This window comes from Paenibacillus sp. FSL E2-0177, assembly GCF_037992975.1.
GTDB lineage: Bacteria > Bacillota > Bacilli > Paenibacillales > Paenibacillaceae > Paenibacillus_AQ > Paenibacillus_AQ odorifer.
In genome coordinates this window covers 6,256,496-6,274,762 of sequence record NZ_CP150307.1, presented here as the reverse complement: position 1 = coordinate 6,274,762, position 18,267 = coordinate 6,256,496, and the positions used below count along the sequence as shown (strand labels likewise).

The window sequence follows — 18,267 nt, the reverse complement described above, 5'->3', positions numbered from 1 at the left end:
TAATGAGTGAAGAACGTAATGCACGTAAAGTGCTAATCGGTAAAGTGGTCAGTGATAAAATGGATAAAACCATCGTAGTTGCTGTTGAAACCTATAAGAAACACAATTTGTACCACAAACGCATCAAGTCTACGAAGAAATTCAAAGCACATGATGAGGGAAATGTTGCAAAGATTGGCGATACCGTAAAACTCATGGAAACTCGTCCGTTGTCTAAGGACAAACGTTGGAGACTAGTTGAAGTGGTAGAAGCAGCGGTTATCATCTAAGATAATCAAGAGAGTTTTTCCGGAAGGAGGAAATTATAATGATTCAACCATTTACACGTTTGCATGTGGCTGACAACTCTGGTGCGAAGGAACTGATGTGTATCCGCGTACTGGGTGGTACTGGACGCCGTACAGCAGCAATCGGTGATTTGATCGTTTGTTCCGTTAAACAAGCAACACCAGGCGGCGTTGTCAAAAAAGGTGATGTTGTTAGAGCGGTAGTTGTTCGTACGAAACGTTCCGTTCGTCGTAAAGATGGATCTTACATCGCATTCGACGAAAATGCAGCTGTTGTTGTTAAAGACGACAGAAGCCCTCGTGGAACACGTATCTTTGGACCAGTTGCTCGCGAACTTCGCGATAAAGACTACATGAAGATCGTTTCCTTGGCACCGGAAGTTATCTAATAAACACGGCACCAATAAGTTGAAGGTTAGTTATAGGAGGTGTAATAAATGCCTAGAGTGAAAAAAGTTCTGGAATCCCATAACAATAAACTGCACGTGAAGAAAGATGACGTGGTGCTTGTGATCAGTGGTAAAGACAAAGGCAAAAAAGGCCGTGTCATCGCTGCTTATCCTCGTGAAAACCGCGTTCTGGTAGAAGGCGTCAATATGGTGAAAAAACACCAAAAGCCGAACCAGCTGAATCCACAGGGTGGAATTATTGAGCAGGAAGCTTCGATTCATGTGTCCAACGTAATGCACATCGATCCGAAGACCGGCAAAGTAACCCGTATCGGTTACAAAGTTTTGGACAATGGTAAAAAAGTTCGGATTGCTAAAAGATCCGGAGAGATTATCGACTAATCTAGCCCTTAAGAAAGGAGGTTAAATCTTCATGGCAGCAAGAATGAAAGAACGTTTTCTTAACGAAATTACACCTGCTTTGATGCAGAAGTTTAACTATACAACTGTTATGCAAGTGCCTAAGATCGAGAAGGTTGTCATCAACATGGGTGTGGGTGACGCTGTTCAAAACTCCAAAGTACTTGATGCTGCAGTTAATGACATGCAGTTGATCGCTGGTCAAAAACCAGTAATCACTAAAGCTAAAAAATCCATCGCTGGTTTCAAACTACGCGAAAATATGCCGATTGGGGTTAAAGTAACACTGCGCGGAGAGCGTATGTATTACTTCTTGGACAAATTGTTCAACGTAACACTTCCACGTGTACGTGACTTCCGTGGTGTTTCCACTAAAGCCTTTGACGGCCGTGGTAACTACACACTTGGTCTTAAAGAACAATTGATCTTCCCCGAGATCGAATATGACAAAGTGGATAAAGTCCGCGGTATGGACATCGTTATTGTAACGACTGCTAAGACGGACGAGGAATCCCGCGAGCTGCTGGGTCAGCTGGGAATGCCTTTCGCAAAATAAAGTCGGTTAATCCATTTTCTCCGAAAATGTTTAGGAGGTGTCAGGCTAAGTGGCAAAAACTTCGATGAAAGTTAAACAACAACGTACGCCTAAGTTTAAAGTACGTGCATATACACGTTGCGAACGTTGTGGTCGTCCACATTCGGTACTGCAAAAGTTCAAAATTTGCAGAATTTGTTTCCGTGAATTAGCTTATAAAGGCCAGATCCCTGGCGTGAAAAAAGCAAGTTGGTAAGAAGTTTATAAACGGGAAGGAGGTTTACACACATGACTATGTCTGATCCTATTGCAGATATGCTTACTCGTATTCGTAACGCTAACATTGTGCGTCACGAGACGGTAGAAATGCCTGCTTCTACTATGAAGAAACAAATCGCTGACATTTTGAAGCGTGAAGGTTTCATCCGCGATGCGGAATTCGTTGAAGATAGCAAACAAGGGATTATCCGTATCTTCTTGAAATACGGCCCTAACCAAGAGCGTGTTATTTCTGGTTTGAAAAGAATCAGTAAACCAGGCCTTCGCGTATACACGAAGAGCAATGAAGTGCCTCGTGTACTCGGTGGTCTAGGAATCGCGATTATCTCCACATCTAAGGGAGTTATGACCGACAAAGAAGCTCGTCAATCAAAATCTGGCGGAGAAGTTGTCTGCTACATTTGGTAATAAACGTCACAAGATAAGGAGGTGCAACACATGTCTCGTATTGGTCGCAAACCAATCGCAGTACCTAGCGGTGTAGATGTCACTTTGGACAACGCCGTTATTACAGTAAAAGGTCCAAAAGGTTCTTTGACTCGTGAGCTTCATAAAGACATGAAGGTTACAGTTGAAAATAACGAAATTACCGTTGTTCGCCCGTCGGATAACAAATTGCATCGTTCACTTCACGGCACAACCCGCTCCGTTGTCAACAACATGGTAGCAGGTGTGACTGAAGGTTTCTCGAAATCTCTGGAACTGGTTGGGGTCGGATATCGTGCAAGCAAATCCGGAGATAAAATCGTTCTGAACGTTGGTTATTCCCACCCGGTTGAAATTACACCGGAAGCTGGTATCGAGTTCGAAGTTCCTGCGAACACGAAGATCATCGTTAAAGGTATCGATAAAGAACGCGTTGGCGCATACGCTGCTAAAATCCGTTCCGTTCGTGAACCAGAACCGTATAAAGGTAAAGGTATCAAATATGAAGGCGAGCGTATCATCCGCAAAGAAGGTAAAGCTGGTAAGAAGAAATAACCAGTTTAAACTTAATTGTAAGATACCCCGTGCATCTTAAAGTGAAGCTGTTTACGGCAAACTGAAGGGAGTGAAAGGGAAGTCATGATTACAAAAGAAGATAAAAACAAGGCTCGTCTCAAAAGACACCTGCGTGTTCGTAAGAAGATCCAGGGAACTACTGAGCGTCCACGTTTGAACGTATTCCGTTCTTCGAAACACATCTACGCTCAACTGATCGATGATGTTAAAGGGGTTACTATCGTATCCGCTTCTACACTTGATAAAGATCTGAGCGCTAACATCGGTAATGGCGGTAGCGTTGAAGCTGCAGCGAAAGTTGGCCAATTGGTCGCTGAGCGTGCCAAAGAAAAAGGATATGCAGTGGTCGTATTCGACCGCGGAGGTTACTTGTACCATGGACGGATTCAAGCATTGGCTGATGCAGCTCGTGAAGCTGGTCTTGAATTCTAGAATAATTCTTAAAAGGAGGTTAACGACTTGCGTGTAGATCCGAACAGTTTAGAACTGACAGAAAGAGTTGTACACATTAACCGTGTTGCAAAAGTTGTAAAAGGCGGACGCCGTTTCAGCTTTAGTGCACTTGTTGTTGTGGGCGACGGCAACGGCTACGTCGGTGCTGGTATCGGTAAAGCCGGCGAAGTTCCGGATGCCATCCGTAAAGGCATTGAAGACGCCAAGAAAAACCTGATTCACATCCCAATCGTAGGAACTTCGATTCCCCATCTCGTTACTGGACACTTCGGCGCAGGACGCGTGTTGTTGAAACCAGCATCAGAGGGTACTGGCGTTATCGCTGGCGGTCCAGTTCGTGCGGTATTGGAATTGGCAGGCGTTGGCGACATTTTGACAAAATCACTGGGTTCTTCGAATTCCATGAACATGGTCAATGCAACTTTGGAGGGACTTTCCCGTCTGAAACGCATTGAAGAGGTCGCGAAACTTCGCGGCAAATCTGTCGAAGAATTGCGCGGTTAAGGAGGGGAACGTCAATGGCAAAATTGCAAATTACCCTCGTACGTAGTGTAATCGGACGTCCAGAAACACAACGTGTTACTGTTAAGACGCTCGGCCTGCGTAAACTCAACACGACAGTGGTTCACAATGACAGTCCTGCAATTCGCGGAATGATCAATAAAGTGAGTCACTTGCTATCTGTAACTGAAATTGAAGGCTAATCGCCTCGCATAAATTAACAAACATAAGGAGGTGCAAACGATGAAGTTACATGAACTTGCTCCAGCTCCTGGTTCCCGCAAAGAACGCAATCGCGTTGGTCGTGGTCCTAGTAGCGGAAATGGTAAAACTTCCGGTCGCGGTCACAAAGGTCAAAACTCACGTTCTGGCGGTGGTGTTCGTCCGGGCTTCGAGGGTGGACAAAATCCGCTCTATCGTCGTCTGCCTAAACGTGGTTTCGTCAATCCTACCCGTAAAGAGTATGCGATTGTGAACCTGGAAGATCTGAATAGCTTTGCAGAAGGAACTGAAGTGACTCCGCAGTTGTTGCTTGAAACTGGTGTTGTCAAGAATTCCAAAAGCGGCATCAAGATTCTCGGCAACGGTGAGTTGACCGTAAAATTGACTGTACAAGCAAATAAGTTCTCTCAATCTGCGGTAGAGAAAATCGAGGCTGCCGGCGGTAAAACCGAGGTGATCTAATGTTCAAGACGCTTAAGAATATCTGGCATGTTGAAGATTTGCGCAAAAAGATCCTGTTTACCTTGTTCATTCTGATTATCTACCGTATCGGTTCGTTTGTTCCGGTTCCTGGTGTGAACAAAGATGTACTGCAAACAGCAAATCAGAGCGGTGACGCTTTGATGGGACTCTTGAACACCTTTTCGGGCGGAGCGCTCAAAAACTTCTCGATATTTGCGATCAGTATTTACCCGTACATTACAGCATCCATCATCGTGCAATTGCTGTCGATGGATGTTGTTCCCAAGTTTGCTGAATGGGCTAAACAAGGGGAGCACGGGAAAAAACAATTGGCGCAAATCACTCGTTACGGTACAGTGATATTAGCCCTGATCCAAGGTTTTGCTACGTCGATAGGGTTTAACCGGATTTATGGAACTCAAATGATGCCGAATGCGACATTTGCTGATTACTTGCTGGTTGCCATTATCTTGACGGCGGGTACTTCTTTCTTGATGTGGCTTGGTGAACAGATTACCGAAAAGGGAATCGGGAACGGGATTTCGATCCTGATTTTTGCGGGAATCGTCGCCGCCATTCCGGGATATATCACAAGTACGGCTAACTCAAGTTTTATTCAGCCGGATCAGGTGTTCCTGAATATTCTTAAAGTCGTTATCGTGCTGATTGTGATTGTAGCGATTATTACAGCAGTTATCTTCGTACAGCAAGGTATTCGGAAGATTCCTGTTCAATACGCTAAACGCGTAGTCGGCAATAAAATGTACGGTGGACAGAATACACATATCCCATTGAAAATTAATGCGGCAGGTGTAATTCCGGTAATCTTCGCCGTATCATTGCTTCAGTTCCCAGTTGTTCTCTCCAGTTTCTGGTCAACACATGCCTGGGCTCAATGGATTGCTAAGTATTTAGCAACCGATGCTCCACTTGGTATGCTTCTGTATGTAGTGATGATCATTGGGTTCACGTTCTTCTATACGTTCGTGCAGATGAATCCTCAGCAGATGGCTGATAACATGAAGAAGAATGGTGGGTACATTCCAGGTATCCGTCCTGGTAAAGCTACAGAGAAATATCTGACTAGAGTAATGTCTCGTCTGACTATGTCTGGCGCGCTATTCCTAGCTCTGATCTCTGTTTTGCCGATGTTCTTCGGTGCTATATCTGGATTGCCTAAAGAAGTTCGAATTGGCGGTACTGCACTGCTAATCGTAATCGGTGTGGCATTGGATACTATGAAGCAGATCGAGAGCCAATTGATCAAACGCCATTACAAAGGCTTCATCAATAAATAGGTGATAGGTTCCGGTGAAGCTTAAGTTTTTATTCTTCCCGGCACCTATTATGCTGTTTCTTGCTTGGTGGCGAACTTTTGGGGGGAGAGAGAAATCGTGAACATTTTATTCATGGGCCCTCCTGGGGCAGGCAAGGGAACACAAGCGGCAGAAATCGTTAAAGAATTTGGTATTCCTCATATTTCGACAGGAGATGCTTTCCGTTTGGCAATCAAACAGGAAACTCCGGTAGGATTGAAGGCCAAATCATTTATAGATCAAGGTTTGCTTGTACCAGATGATGTGACCATTGGGATAGTCGAAGAACGGTTGCAGCAGTCCGATTGCGAAAAAGGATTTCTATTGGATGGTTTTCCAAGAACTCTTTCGCAAGCGGAAGCGCTGGATGATATTCTTAGCCGTTTGAACACTTCTTTGGATCATGTCATCAACTTGAATGTTGACCGTGGATTGCTAATGGCGCGTCTTACTGGACGTCGTATCTGCAGCGTTTGCGGAGCATCCTACCATTTAATCTTCAACCCGCCGAAGCAAGATGGCATTTGCGACATTGATGGCGGTGAATTATATCAACGTCCGGATGACAACGAAGAAAGTGTAGGCAAGCGCCTGGATGAGTATGATAATAAAACAGCGCCGCTGCTTGCGTTTTATGATAATAAAGGTCTTTTGCGTCAGGTAAACGGGGAAAACGAAATTAATGTCGTTACTTCTGAAATCGTGTCTTTAATGCGGGGTTAATGTAATGATCATTTGTAAATCCGAACAGGAACTTGCCTTTATGAGGGAAGCTGGTCGAATTGTTGCCGAGAGTCACCGTCTTATTGCTCAGGCCATTGAGCCTGGCATTACAACGGGTGAGCTCGACAGAATCGCCGATCAATACATTCGCAGTCAAGATGCTGTGCCGTCTTTCAAAGGCTACAACGGTTTTCCTGCCAGCATTTGCGCTTCAGTCAACGAACAATTAGTGCATGGATTTCCTGGTAAACGTAAACTGATCGAAGGCGATATTGTTACGCTGGATATCGGTGCAGAGTACCGCGGTTATCACGGTGATTCCGCCTGGACCTACGGTGTGGGCAGCATTTCCGAAGAGGCTCAGCGTTTGCTGGACGTTACGGAAGGCTCCTTGTACGCGGGACTGGCGTTAGTTAAGCCGGATGTGCGCTTGTTTACAATCTCCCATGCTATTCAGCAATACATCGAAGAGGCTGGTTTCTCAGTCGTACGTGAGTATGTTGGTCATGGTATTGGGGCAAAACTGCATGAAGAACCGCAAATTCCGAATTATGGCATAGCGGACCGCGGACCACGTCTGAAACCGGGTATGGTGCTCGCGATTGAGCCGATGGTAAACGCAGGAAAGAGACATGTCAGAACACTGGAAGATAACTGGACTGTCGTTACGGTTGATGGCTCACTATGTGCTCACTTCGAGCATACAGTAGCAGTTACTCCGGACGGCATGGAAATTTTCACAAAACTGAATGCGTAGGTGATCTCCACTTGAATACTGTGAGCAGCCCGCAGGTTGGTCAATTAGTGAGAATTCTCAAAGGCAAAGATGCCGGAGAGGCAGCCGTTGTTATCGCAGTTGTTGATAGCAGATTTGTATACATTGCAGATGGAGACAAACGTAAGTTTGATGGGCCAAAGAAGAAGAATATTCTTCATCTTGAGCTCATACCCTTCATCAGCAGTGAGGTTGTGGACAGTTTGAAGGAAACTGGGCGGGTAACAAACGGAAAGCTGCGATTCGCAGTCATGAAGTATGCTGGACCCACCGGAATAAGTGCTGATGAGAAAGGAGACTAACTGTGGCTAAGGAAGATGTCATTGAAGTAGAAGGTACTGTCCTTGAACCGTTGCCAAACGCAACGTTTAAGGTTGAGCTTGAGAACGGTCATCAAATACTTGCCCATGTATCCGGTAAATTGCGGATGCACTTTATCCGTATTTTGACCGGAGACAAAGTGGTCGTGCAGTTATCGCCTTATGATTTATCAAAAGGTCGTATAACTTACCGTAAATAGATGGGAACTACGAAAAAAGTTTTGCTTCGCAAAACTTTGAGGAGGTAATTAACATGAAGGTAAGACCTTCTGTAAAGCCCATTTGCGAGAAATGTAAAGTAATCCGCCGCAAAGGGACTGTTATGGTGATTTGCGAAAATCCGAAACACAAACAAAAACAAGGTTAAGAAGGGGGTGTAGCGTAAAATGGCTCGTATAGCTGGAGTGGATTTGCCACGTGACAAACGCGTTGAGATCGCCTTGACTTATATTTTCGGAATCGGTAAAACGACTTCTCAGAAAATTCTTAATGAAACAGGCATTAGCGCTAATACACGTGTCCGTGATTTGACGGAAGATGAAGTCAGCAAACTGCGTGAAACGATCGACAAAACGGTTAAGGTTGAAGGTGACCTGCGTCGTGAAATTTCCTTAAATATTAAACGTCTTACTGAGATCGGCTGTTACCGCGGTGTTCGCCACCGTCGTGGATTGCCTGTTCGCGGTCAACGTACTAAAACGAATGCCCGTACCCGGAAAGGCCCGCGTCGTACGGTAGCAAACAAAAAGAAATAATAAGGGGGGATAAGAGACAATGGCTAAACCGAAAAAAGTCGTACGTACCAAACGTCGCGACCGTAAAAATATCGAATCCGGCGTGGCACATATTCGTTCCACGTTCAACAACACCATCGTTACCATCACGGATCCTCACGGAAATGCAATTTCCTGGGCAAGCTCCGGCGGCCAAGGATTTAAAGGTTCCCGTAAGTCCACTCCATTCGCAGCGCAAATGGCAGCTGAATCAGCAGCTAAAGCAGCTATGGAGCACGGCATGAAGTCGGTTGAGGTTATGGTTAAAGGACCGGGCGCGGGCCGCGAAGCAGCCATCCGTTCCCTTCAAGCTGCAGGGCTTGAAGTTAACCTTATTAAAGACGTAACTCCGGTTCCTCACAATGGATGCCGTCCGCCTAAGCGTCGTCGCGTATAGTGAAATCAGTATTGTGAATGTGGTATAATTCTGACGCATCTGCTAATAATAGGTGTTTAGGCATACTACATGATGCACCTGATGGGGTGACAGTTTCATATAGGAGCGACGTTGAAGGAGGGGTAAACTCGTGATAGAAATCGAAAAGCCGAAGATTGAGACCGTAGAAGCTAATGATGAAGGTACCTATGGGAAATTCGTAGTTGAACCGCTGGAACGTGGGTATGGCACGACTCTGGGGAACTCGCTTCGCCGGATATTGCTTTCTTCGCTTCCAGGAGCCGCAGTGACTTCGGTCCAAATTGACGGCGTTCTGCATGAGTTCTCGACCGTTCCAGGCGTAATGGAAGATGTGACGGAAATCATTCTGAACCTTAAAGCCTTGTCTCTGAAGATTCATTCAGACGAGGAAAAAGTGTTCGAGATTGATGCTGAAGGGGAAGGCATCGTTACCGCAGGTGATATCCGTGCGGACAGCGATGTTGAGATCCTCAATCCGGATCTTCACATTGCAACGCTGGGACCTGGTGCGAGACTTCATATGCGTATTTTTGCAGGCCGTGGTCGCGGCTATGTCCAAGCGGACCGGAACAAACGTGACGATCAGCCAATTGGTGTTATTCCAGTTGACTCCATCTACACTCCAATTTCACGCGTTAACTACGGCATAGACAATACACGTGTTGGTCAAGTGACTAACTACGACAAATTGACGCTTGAAATTTGGACGGATGGAAGTATCAGACCGGAAGAGGCTGTAAGCCTCGGAGCCAAAATTTTGAACGAGCACCTCGTTCTGTTCGTAGGTCTTACGGACGAAGCGAAAGACGCCGAAATTATGGTTGAAAAAGAAGAAGACAAAAAAGAAAAAGTACTTGAGATGACAATCGAAGAGCTTGATCTTTCTGTTCGTTCCTACAACTGCCTCAAACGTGCTGGTATTAATACCGTACAAGAGCTTACCACGAAGACTGAAGAAGATATGATGAAGGTGCGTAACCTTGGTCGCAAATCTTTGGAAGAAGTTCAGGAAAAGCTTGAGGAACTTGGTTTGGGTCTCCGCACAGAAGAATAGCTGCAGATTGCTTTAGTAAAGGAGGGAAAACACAATGGCATACCAAAAATTGGGCCGTGATTCCAGTGCGCGTAAAGCGTTATTTCGCGACATGGTAACGGATCTGTTTTTATACGAGCGCATCCAAACAACGGAAGCTAAAGCGAAAGAAGTTCGTTCTATCGCTGAAAAGCTGATCACTAAAGCTAAAAAAGGTGATCTTCATGCTCGTCGTCAAGTAGCTGCATTTGTTCGCCGCGAGACTGTTGATGGTGAACAAGATGCAATTCAAAAATTGTTCTCTGACATTGCTCCTCGTTACACTGAGCGTCCAGGTGGATACACTCGTATCCTTAAACTAGGACCTCGTCGTGGCGACGCTGCGCCTATGGTTTATCTTGAATTGGTAGACCGCGCGTAGTATCACAAGTATTGATTTCCGATGCTTCCCTTTCATCCAGCCCTCTTTGGAGTAAAGATGGGGGAAATATCAGCGTTATTGTGCTGCAGAGGCGCAAGACTCTGCTGTACTAATAACCGTGGGAATCACCTTGGTTCAATTGAAGGAGCTCCCGCAGGGGCTCTTTTTTTTGAAATTAAGGATCCTATAGGACTTGTAGTTCTATATATGAAAAATGGATGCCGTCCTACTAAGGACGGCGAAGCCATTTCTTCAAATAGAAGATCAGACAGTGCTTCGATCGACGTTCTGCTGACCGGTTTAAAAAGGAGAACGGAATGCGTAATCTATTGATGAAGGTCAATTATGACGGAACGAATTATGATGGCTTTCAGACCCAGCCTCAGGGCAATACGATTCAGGATCGGCTGGAGCAAGCCATACTCCATCTGACAGGTGAGAAGCTTAAGATTACTGCTTCAGGCCGCACGGATGCCGGAGTACATGCCTATGGCCAGCCTTTTAACTTTACAACCTCCTCTCGAATCCCAACTGAACGTTGGTGTCTAGCGCTTAATGCCCGGCTGCCACAAGACATCGTGGTTACAGAGGCTAGGGAAGTTCCGCTAACGTTTCACTCTCGTAGAGGGGCTAAGCGTAAAACTTACCGATACACGATTAATGGCAACAGGTTTCCAGATCCGTTTCAACGGCGCTGGCAGCTTCACCATCCAGTGAAGTTGGATATTCCTGCGATGCAGCAAGGCTTAACGCAAATTATAGGGACACATGACTTCACTTCGTTTGCATCACGACGGTCTACGAAGACTTCTCATGTACGAACGATCTTTGAAGCTCATATGGAAGTAGACCGCAGTATGTGCCGACCCTCTTCATCAGATCAAGGAGTTATCCATACTTATATAACAGGTAGTGGATTTCTTCAGCACATGGTTCGCATTATTATGGGGACTTTGATCCATGTGGGGGAAGGTAAAATACCTGCTGATAAGGTTGCTGAAATATTGGCAGCATGTGATCGATCACATGCTGGTCCAACAGCTGTGGCCATGGGGTTAGCTTTGTGGAGTGTTGAATATGACGAGATTGAAAGTGAATAGTTTTTTCTATAAATTTCTTCCTGATTAATAGGCTAAATGTTTAAAAATCACTTGCACTTGTTATGTTTATACTGTAATATAAAAGTTGTGTTTTCTTGATGGCTATCCCACAGCCCCGATCGAGAAAATGCCAAGAAAATGCTTTGCTTAACTCACATAATCGTAATTCAATGAGAAACAAGATATACGAAACAGAAGATTTTCGTACGAGAACAAGGAGGAAACATTCATGCGTACCACCTATATGGCGAAGCCGAACGAAGTTGAACGCAATTGGCACATTATTGATGCCGAAGGCAAAACACTCGGTCGTTTGGCCAGCGAAGCCGCTGCTTTGATCCGTGGCAAACACAAACCGCAATTCACTCCACACGTTGATACAGGAGATTTCGTTATCGTAATCAACGCTGAGAAAATTCACTTGACCGGTAAGAAATTGCAAAACAAAAAATACTACCGTCACTCGATGCACCCAGGTGGTTTGAAAGTTACTAATGCTGAAACTCTGCTGAATACTAAACCAGAACGCGTAATTGAATTCGCGGTTCATGGTATGATTCCTAAGACTCGTCAAGGGGACCACATGAAGCTGAGATTGAAAGTATATGCAGGCGCCGAGCATCCACATGCAGCACAAAAACCTGAAGTTTACGAACTTCGCGGATAAGAATAGAGGAGGACAGTTTCATGGCACAAGTACAATACTATGGGACAGGTCGTCGTAAACATTCGGTAGCACGTGTTCGCCTTGTACCGGGTGAAGGACGCATTGTCATTAACAAACGTGAGATGGACGAATATTTCGGTGTGGAAACACTGAAAATGATCGTAAAACAACCTTTGAACCTGACTGAAACACTGGGCAACTACGATGTAATCGTTCTTGCACATGGTGGCGGCATTTCCGGTCAAGCTGGAGCAATTCGTCACGGTATCTCCCGTGCATTGCTTAAAGTTGACCCTGAATATCGCGGTGCATTGAAGAAAGCCGGTTTCCTGACTCGTGACCCACGTATGAAGGAACGTAAGAAATACGGCTTGAAGGCTGCACGTCGTGCGCCTCAGTTCTCGAAACGTTAATATTTACAGAATTCAACCCTTGGCCATAAGGCCAAGGGTTTTATTTTTTATTGCCTCTTTCCACAAGAAATGGGCTTTTTTTGCATCTATTTACTAATTCTAACGGATGAAACGCATTGACTTCCTCAGTAAAAGTTATATACTATTTCATATAGAATTAGTTGGTTTTATTACTTCTTTTACCTCATTTATTCATACGATTAATATTTTGGATGGAGGAATACCTTAATGAACTTGCTCGAGAAAGAGGATTTAATCAAAGTTAAGGCCGAAGAATTAGAAACTGCTTCACCCGAGGAAATTATCCGCTGGGCTGTAGAAACATTTCCTAACATTACTTTTGCCTGCAGCTTTGGTGCCGAAGATGTAGTGCTAGTTGATATGCTTCACAAAGTTAGTCCGTCTACAGACGTCTTTTATCTCGATACAGATTATCATTTTAAGGAAACCTATGAGACCCGAGATTTGATGGCAGATAAATACGGGCTGGAGTTCGTACGAGTGTCTCCACAAATCACTCCGCAGGAGCAAGCACTTCAACACGGTGATGCGTTATGGACAGTAGACCCTAACCAATGCTGTGGGATTCGTAAAGTAGAGCCGCTGACTCGTATCCTATCTCAATATGAAGCTTGGATTACAGGCATTCGTCGTGACCAAGCGCCTACCCGTGCTAATGCCAAAAAGGTTGAGTATGATTATAAATTTGGTTTGGTTAAGTTTAATCCAATTGCGGATTGGACAACCGAGGATGTATGGAACTATATTCGTGAAAATGATGTAATTTATAACCCTCTACATGACCGTAACTATCCAAGTATCGGCTGTGAGCAATGTACACGTCAGGTTATGCCTGGTGAAGATCCGCGTGCTGGACGTTGGGCTGGATCAGAGAAGACTGAGTGTGGATTACACAAGTAAGACCTATCCCCGTGAGAACACAGAAGGAGAGACGATAATGACTTCAATACGTCCGCATGGCGGAACATTAGTTAACCGTGTAGTAGAGGGTACAGAAAGAGAAGAATTACTGCAGCTTGCACGTGATTATAAGGCGATTGCCGTGAACACCTGGACTTTATCTGATTTGGATCTAATTGCGGTAGGTGCATTTTCTCCACTGACTGGATTTTTGAATGAACAAGATTATCACTCCGTAGTCAAAAACATGCGTTTAGCAGATGGCACAGTGTGGAGCATTCCAATAACACTTGCTGTAGAAGAGGATGTGGCCTCTGGTTTAGCTATTGGAGACAAGGTATCTCTAATCAGTGAAGAGGATGGCGAGATCTACGGTTTATTGGATATTGAGAGTATTTATACGGTTGATCAAAACCTTGAAGCGCAAAATGTATTCAAAACAACAGACCCTGAACATCCAGGAGTAAGTAAGCTGTTGGCCCGCCCGGCTACCTATGTAGGAGGACCAATTACAGTGCTGAATAGACCACAGCCAGAAAAGTTCGGAGAATTTTATTTTGACCCTTCAGCTACACGTAAGATATTTGCAGACAAGGGCTGGAGAACAGTTGTAGGCTTCCAGACGCGTAACCCAGTTCATCGTGCACATGAATATATTCAAAAATGCGCTATGGAGGTTGTAGACGCTCTGTTCTTAAACCCGCTAGTGGGTGAGACGAAGTCTGATGATGTACCGGCAAATGTACGAATGAAGAGCTACCTGGCGCTTTTGGAGAATTATTATCCTGAGGATCGTACCTTTCTAGGTGTTTTCCCGGCGGCCATGCGTTATGCTGGTCCGAGAGAAGCGATTTTTCATGCTATGGTTCGCAAAAATTACGGCTGCACCCATTTTATTGTCGGACGTGACCATGCGGGCGTAGGTGATTACTACGGAACTTATGAAGCGCAAGAAATTTTCGCGAATTTCACCGCTGAGGAACTTGATATTACTCCATTATTTTTTGAACACAGCTTCTTCTGTAAAAAATGCGGAAATATGGCTTCCAGTAAAACCTGCCCACATCCTGGTGATGATCATATGACTTTGTCGGGTACAAAGGTACGGGCTTTGCTTCGGGAGGGTCAATGTCCGCCTCCTGAATTTACGCGACCTGAGGTTGCGCAGATTCTAATTGAAGGCATGACTCAAGAAGTAACAGCTTAATCATCGTTAGCTAGTACTATTTGGCCTTCTTGTCCCATATAGATGAGTATTATCTATCGGGACGAGGGGGTCTTTGTTATGTCTGGCCGAAAACACAGTAAAGTCTCGGTCTGGATCTCATGGAGCAGTATCAAAAAATGTATGCTGGGCGCGACACTGCTGGCTATAATGATCGGCATTATAGCGTATGACATGCCTACTGCCAAAACGTTAAATTATTGGAGTCTGCCTTTGTCTGGTAAAGTGATCGCTATCGACGCTGGACATGGGGGAGCAGATGGAGGGGCAGTTAGCCGGGAAGGGCTAATTGAGAAAGACATTAATCTTGCAGTCTCTCTTTATTTACGTGATTACCTGCAACAGGCAGGGGCTATTGTTGTGATGACCCGTGAGGGGGATTATGATTTGGCTCAGGAGGGCACTAAGGGCTATTCTAAGCGCAAGACTGAAGATCTTAAGCAAAGAGTAAGAAGCATTGAAGAGAAGGGCGCAGATCTTTTTATAAGCGTTCACATGAACAGTGTGCCTTCGAACCGATGGAGCGGGGCGCAGACCTTTTACTATCCCAATCACAAGGATAATAAAGCTATCGCAGAGTTTGTACAGAGTGAGCTGAAGACTACACTGGAGAATACTGATCGTGTAGCTAAGACTGTAAATACTGTTTATCTACTAAAAGCATTAAAAATACCTGCGATCCTTGTAGAGGTCGGTTTTTTGTCGCACCCTCAGGAATCAGTTCTACTCGGAGATGATGTTTATCAACGCAAGGTAGCGACTAGCATATATCGTGGCATTCTTCGTTATGCTTCCGAGTAGCCGGGACTACTCATCAGGAGATGGGTAATGCTATAATAGACAAAAACTCCGGAAGAATTCTCCTCCGGAAAGGAAACAGAGGTGCTTTCCATGCTGACTAGGGAACATATCCAGGAAATACTGCAGTCAATAACAGACCCGGAAACCGGAAAAAGCCTTGTGGAACTACAGCTGATCCGTGACATTATGATTAAAGAAGATCGTATATCTTTATCAATCGTATGTCTGGATCCTGAAGAGCAAAGTCGCATGGATCTAGAACAACGGGTTCGTGAGTTGCTTGAAGCGGGTGGAGTCACTAATGTGCATATCCGGCTGCGTGATGCAACCGATTATGAACGTGCTCTGCTTCGCGGAGAGAGTGCCGGGGAAGAGCCGTTGACTGATGAACCTGGGAAACTTAAGGGACATGCAGCAGGTCTTGACGATCATGAATTAATCAATGAGAACTCTGGTGTTAACTTTATCGCCATTGCCAGTGGTAAAGGCGGTGTTGGAAAGTCTACAGTTACTGTGAATTTGGCAGTAGCTTTGGCTAGAAAAGGTAAAAAGGTTGGATTGATTGATGCGGACATTTATGGGTTTAGCATCCCTGATATGATGGGAATCGAAGAGGGACCCGTTGTAGAAGAGGGAATCATTATTCCTGTGGAACGTTTCGGAGTGAAGGTCATGTCTATGGGCTTCTTTATCCGTGAGAATAGTCCGGTAATTTGGCGGGGACCTATGCTTGGCAAAATGCTGCGCCAATTCTTCGGTGATGTGGGCTGGGGAGAACTTGATTATATGCTGCTTGATCTTCCTCCAGGTACAGGTGATGTGGCGCTTGACGTACATCAGATGCTTCCTCACAGCAAAGAGATTATTGTTACTACCCCTCATGCTACCGCAGCGTTTGTGGCGGCTAGAGCGGGCTCTATGGCTCTGCAGACAGAACATGAGATTATTGGGGTCATTGAGAACATGGCTTATTATGAGTGTAAAGACTGCGGTAAAAAAGATTATATTTTTGGCAGAGGCGGAGGCGCTCGGCTTGCGGAGACACTCCATACCGAGCTGCTTGCACAAGTTCCATTGGGCGCACCGGACAACCATATTTCTGAACCGGATTTCTCACCTTCCGTATACAAGGAAGACACAGCTACTGCGTTGTTGTTTGCTGATATCGCCGATAAGCTGATTGCGAAATATGAGCACTAATTATTGTGCATAAAAAGAGGCCGTCCCACTTTGTTAGGTGGGATAAGGCCTCTTTTTTGTTATGTGCTTGAATCATCGCCGCTACCGCTGCCACTTTCACCACCGCTGCCGCTGCCTTCCTGTTTATCGCCGCTTTCGCCGCCCTTTTTCTGTTCCTTCGGTTCGAGCTCGTCCTGAACGACCTTTTTAAGTAAATTCAATACCTCCATCCGGAATAATGGAGTCTGCATAGATTCCTGGATGGTCTTCATGGATTGCTTTCGGTAGTCAGGTGTTTTGGTGAGATTAAGAAACATGGTCATCATTTCTGGAGACTTCATGATTTCCTCGACGGATTTTTGATAGGTGGGATCTTTAATTAGTTGCAGGTGCAATTCTTTGCTTTGTGATTGAATGGCTTTAGCAAAATCGCCTGCGAACTTGGGATCAGTCATAATTTTCTCGATTTCCTTTTGATATTCCGGTGCAGTGAGGGTATCTTTAACAGCGGTTTTTATATCCTCTGTTGTTTGAAGTGGCATCATTTTCATACTCATTCCGCTGGTGCCTCCAGAACTGGAATTTGATAATGATTCCTCAACTGCTTTTTTTCCATCTTCACTTTTTAATATATCAATAACCATGGTCTTCATTTCTTTATAACTGCCCTGACCAGAAGAAGAACTGCTCTGCTCACTTCCGCAAGCCGTTAAGGCCATAACAAAGCTTAAAGCCAAACCCACAGATCCGATAAATCTCCATTTCATTGGCGCTGCCCTCCTTTATTAGGATTCTCCAGTTGTATTATGCCGCATTAACACACATTTATGTTGCTGATGTAATGGTGTTTTGTCGGTATCCTTGGTAAAATAAATCTGACATAGGGGAGGTGAAGTGGCTGAGTATAAAAAAATGGTTTTATTTATTTTGGACAACCCTTCTAATAGGAGCGGGCGGAGCAGTAATCGCAGGTCTGGCACTGCAATTCGTGAACGGTCGAATTGATTTCAAAAGTGTCGCTGATTTCTTTTTATACCCGCTGATACTATTCGGCTACGGTATGCTTGTCAGTGTTTATGCGCAACTTGGTTTTTTTGCTTATCTAATTTTAAATTACATGGGCAATGGTGTTTTCCCGCCAAAAATTTGGAAATACATACAACTGGTGCTTTCTGTGCTCGCATTGCTTGAACTGATTTTTTTGCGTACCGTCGTTGGCGGGGAAAGAAGTGTCTTGTCTGATCTAATATTAGGAATCTTTATTTTGTTAGCTGCCATTATTGTGTCTTATTTCAAAGTGAAAAGTACAAACATCTCAGCTTGGATTCCAACCCTCTTTTTTATGACAGCTATTTCAATTGTGGAAATTATCGGCGTGCTCCGTATAGGTGTTGATAGTGCGACAGTGTTTATTGTTGTTCCGCTCATCGCCTGTAATGCATTCCAAATTTTGATGCTTCACCGTATTCTCAAGCCGGCAGCCGGATAAAGGCTGGGGCGAATTCAGCAAATCATGAACCCCGTGCTCTGGCCTTCAGAAAACGGGGTTTTTTGCTCTAGAATGTATCCTAACGATTAAAATCCGCTGGAGGAGGTTAATCTTAAAGAACAATAGAGCGGATTCTTTGTGTG

30 protein-coding genes are annotated in these 18,267 nt (G+C 44.8%); 29 read left to right on the top strand and 1 reads right to left on the bottom strand.

Translation table 11 applies throughout. The annotated features are described in order from the left end of the window. Window positions 1-2 precede the first annotated feature (2 nt). From rpsQ to MHI25_RS27900, 28 genes are all read left to right on the top strand, one after another. Window positions 3-269 carry a 30S ribosomal protein S17 gene (rpsQ, locus tag MHI25_RS28035; RefSeq protein ID WP_036680554.1) on the top strand — a complete coding sequence of 89 codons (267 nt, stop codon included), beginning with the start codon at window positions 3-5 and terminating at the stop codon, window positions 267-269. 38 nt (window positions 270-307) lie between these two features. Further along, window positions 308-676, top strand: a complete 369-nt coding sequence (gene rplN, locus MHI25_RS28030; protein ID WP_036680556.1) for a 50S ribosomal protein L14 — start codon at window positions 308-310, stop codon at window positions 674-676. Between the two features lie 48 nt (window positions 677-724). Continuing rightward, complete coding sequence (gene rplX, locus MHI25_RS28025) at window positions 725-1,078, top strand: 50S ribosomal protein L24 (protein ID WP_076099615.1); 354 nt, start codon at window positions 725-727, stop codon at window positions 1,076-1,078. 31 nt (window positions 1,079-1,109) lie between these two features. Next, window positions 1,110-1,652: a 50S ribosomal protein L5 gene (rplE, locus tag MHI25_RS28020; RefSeq protein ID WP_036680558.1), complete on the top strand. Its 543-nt coding sequence runs from the start codon at window positions 1,110-1,112 to the stop codon at window positions 1,650-1,652. A gap of 49 nt (window positions 1,653-1,701) precedes the next feature. Next, on the top strand, window positions 1,702-1,887 hold the full coding sequence (locus tag MHI25_RS28015; protein ID WP_013312154.1) for a type Z 30S ribosomal protein S14: 186 nt from the start codon (window positions 1,702-1,704) through the stop codon (window positions 1,885-1,887). Window positions 1,888-1,919: 32 nt separating this feature from the next. Continuing rightward, on the top strand, window positions 1,920-2,318 hold the full coding sequence (rpsH, locus tag MHI25_RS28010) for a 30S ribosomal protein S8 (RefSeq protein ID WP_036680560.1): 399 nt from the start codon (window positions 1,920-1,922) through the stop codon (window positions 2,316-2,318). 30 nt (window positions 2,319-2,348) lie between these two features. Next, window positions 2,349-2,891 carry a 50S ribosomal protein L6 gene (gene rplF / locus MHI25_RS28005; RefSeq protein ID WP_036680562.1) on the top strand — a complete coding sequence of 181 codons (543 nt, stop codon included), beginning with the start codon at window positions 2,349-2,351 and terminating at the stop codon, window positions 2,889-2,891. 84 nt (window positions 2,892-2,975) lie between these two features. Beyond that, a complete protein-coding gene (gene rplR / locus MHI25_RS28000; RefSeq protein WP_036680564.1) occupies window positions 2,976-3,344 on the top strand; it encodes a 50S ribosomal protein L18 in 369 nt (122 codons plus the stop codon). 27 nt (window positions 3,345-3,371) lie between these two features. Next, window positions 3,372-3,869, top strand: a complete 498-nt coding sequence (gene rpsE / locus MHI25_RS27995) for a 30S ribosomal protein S5 (RefSeq protein WP_036652980.1) — start codon at window positions 3,372-3,374, stop codon at window positions 3,867-3,869. Between the two features lie 14 nt (window positions 3,870-3,883). Then, complete coding sequence (gene rpmD, locus MHI25_RS27990) at window positions 3,884-4,069, top strand: 50S ribosomal protein L30 (protein WP_036680567.1); 186 nt, start codon at window positions 3,884-3,886, stop codon at window positions 4,067-4,069. 40 nt (window positions 4,070-4,109) lie between these two features. Further along, complete coding sequence (gene rplO / locus MHI25_RS27985) at window positions 4,110-4,550, top strand: 50S ribosomal protein L15 (protein ID WP_036680569.1); 441 nt, start codon at window positions 4,110-4,112, stop codon at window positions 4,548-4,550. Continuing rightward, window positions 4,550-5,848 carry a preprotein translocase subunit SecY gene (gene secY / locus MHI25_RS27980; protein ID WP_340394666.1) on the top strand — a complete coding sequence of 433 codons (1,299 nt, stop codon included), beginning with the start codon at window positions 4,550-4,552 and terminating at the stop codon, window positions 5,846-5,848. The genes rplO and secY overlap by 1 nt, the downstream gene beginning before the upstream one ends. Window positions 5,849-5,944: 96 nt before the next feature. Beyond that, window positions 5,945-6,589: an adenylate kinase gene (locus tag MHI25_RS27975; RefSeq protein WP_038573451.1), complete on the top strand. Its 645-nt coding sequence runs from the start codon at window positions 5,945-5,947 to the stop codon at window positions 6,587-6,589. Window positions 6,590-6,593: 4 nt separating this feature from the next. Beyond that, entirely contained in the window at window positions 6,594-7,346 is a 753-nt protein-coding gene (gene map, locus MHI25_RS27970; protein ID WP_038573450.1) for a type I methionyl aminopeptidase, read from the top strand. An 11-nt stretch (window positions 7,347-7,357) separates the two neighbouring features. Then, window positions 7,358-7,666, top strand: coding sequence for a KOW domain-containing RNA-binding protein (locus MHI25_RS27965; protein WP_036680581.1), 309 nt, complete (start codon window positions 7,358-7,360; stop codon window positions 7,664-7,666). A 2-nt stretch (window positions 7,667-7,668) separates the two neighbouring features. After that, window positions 7,669-7,884, top strand: a complete 216-nt coding sequence (gene infA / locus MHI25_RS27960; RefSeq protein WP_036652996.1) for a translation initiation factor IF-1 — start codon at window positions 7,669-7,671, stop codon at window positions 7,882-7,884. Between the two features lie 53 nt (window positions 7,885-7,937). After that, window positions 7,938-8,051: a 50S ribosomal protein L36 gene (gene rpmJ / locus MHI25_RS27955; RefSeq protein ID WP_003322638.1), complete on the top strand. Its 114-nt coding sequence runs from the start codon at window positions 7,938-7,940 to the stop codon at window positions 8,049-8,051. Between the two features lie 19 nt (window positions 8,052-8,070). Further along, window positions 8,071-8,439, top strand: coding sequence for a 30S ribosomal protein S13 (rpsM, locus tag MHI25_RS27950; protein WP_036680583.1), 369 nt, complete (start codon window positions 8,071-8,073; stop codon window positions 8,437-8,439). Window positions 8,440-8,458: 19 nt separating this feature from the next. Next, window positions 8,459-8,854, top strand: coding sequence for a 30S ribosomal protein S11 (rpsK, locus tag MHI25_RS27945; RefSeq protein ID WP_019908251.1), 396 nt, complete (start codon window positions 8,459-8,461; stop codon window positions 8,852-8,854). A 130-nt stretch (window positions 8,855-8,984) separates the two neighbouring features. Continuing rightward, window positions 8,985-9,929 carry a DNA-directed RNA polymerase subunit alpha gene (locus MHI25_RS27940; RefSeq protein WP_036680585.1) on the top strand — a complete coding sequence of 315 codons (945 nt, stop codon included), beginning with the start codon at window positions 8,985-8,987 and terminating at the stop codon, window positions 9,927-9,929. A 34-nt stretch (window positions 9,930-9,963) separates the two neighbouring features. Then, on the top strand, window positions 9,964-10,329 hold the full coding sequence (rplQ, locus tag MHI25_RS27935; protein WP_019908254.1) for a 50S ribosomal protein L17: 366 nt from the start codon (window positions 9,964-9,966) through the stop codon (window positions 10,327-10,329). Between the two features lie 317 nt (window positions 10,330-10,646). Further along, a complete protein-coding gene (gene truA / locus MHI25_RS27930) occupies window positions 10,647-11,429 on the top strand; it encodes a tRNA pseudouridine(38-40) synthase TruA (protein ID WP_036680587.1) in 783 nt (260 codons plus the stop codon). A gap of 229 nt (window positions 11,430-11,658) precedes the next feature. Then, window positions 11,659-12,096, top strand: coding sequence for a 50S ribosomal protein L13 (rplM, locus tag MHI25_RS27925; protein WP_036680589.1), 438 nt, complete (start codon window positions 11,659-11,661; stop codon window positions 12,094-12,096). Between the two features lie 20 nt (window positions 12,097-12,116). Next, entirely contained in the window at window positions 12,117-12,509 is a 393-nt protein-coding gene (gene rpsI / locus MHI25_RS27920; protein WP_025706574.1) for a 30S ribosomal protein S9, read from the top strand. A 228-nt stretch (window positions 12,510-12,737) separates the two neighbouring features. Further along, window positions 12,738-13,430, top strand: coding sequence for a phosphoadenylyl-sulfate reductase (locus MHI25_RS27915; protein ID WP_036680616.1), 693 nt, complete (start codon window positions 12,738-12,740; stop codon window positions 13,428-13,430). A 37-nt stretch (window positions 13,431-13,467) separates the two neighbouring features. Continuing rightward, window positions 13,468-14,637 carry a sulfate adenylyltransferase gene (gene sat / locus MHI25_RS27910; RefSeq protein WP_076282721.1) on the top strand — a complete coding sequence of 390 codons (1,170 nt, stop codon included), beginning with the start codon at window positions 13,468-13,470 and terminating at the stop codon, window positions 14,635-14,637. 78 nt (window positions 14,638-14,715) lie between these two features. Beyond that, the gene (cwlD, locus tag MHI25_RS27905; protein WP_038573445.1) at window positions 14,716-15,456 is read left to right on the top strand and encodes an N-acetylmuramoyl-L-alanine amidase CwlD; all 741 of its coding nucleotides are present in this window, start codon (window positions 14,716-14,718) and stop codon (window positions 15,454-15,456) included. Between the two features lie 90 nt (window positions 15,457-15,546). Next, complete coding sequence (locus tag MHI25_RS27900) at window positions 15,547-16,656, top strand: Mrp/NBP35 family ATP-binding protein (protein ID WP_339245158.1); 1,110 nt, start codon at window positions 15,547-15,549, stop codon at window positions 16,654-16,656. A 59-nt stretch (window positions 16,657-16,715) separates the two neighbouring features. Here the strand turns inward: MHI25_RS27900 and gerD are convergent, their stop codons facing one another. Continuing rightward, on the bottom strand, window positions 16,716-17,402 hold the full coding sequence (gene gerD / locus MHI25_RS27895; RefSeq protein ID WP_036680627.1) for a spore germination lipoprotein GerD: 687 nt from the start codon (window positions 17,400-17,402) through the stop codon (window positions 16,716-16,718). A gap of 131 nt (window positions 17,403-17,533) precedes the next feature. Here gerD and MHI25_RS27890 point away from each other — a divergent pair, with 131 nt between their 5' ends. After that, window positions 17,534-18,124, top strand: a complete 591-nt coding sequence (locus MHI25_RS27890; RefSeq protein ID WP_038574906.1) for a KinB-signaling pathway activation protein — start codon at window positions 17,534-17,536, stop codon at window positions 18,122-18,124. The last annotated feature ends 143 nt before the right edge of the window (window positions 18,125-18,267 follow it).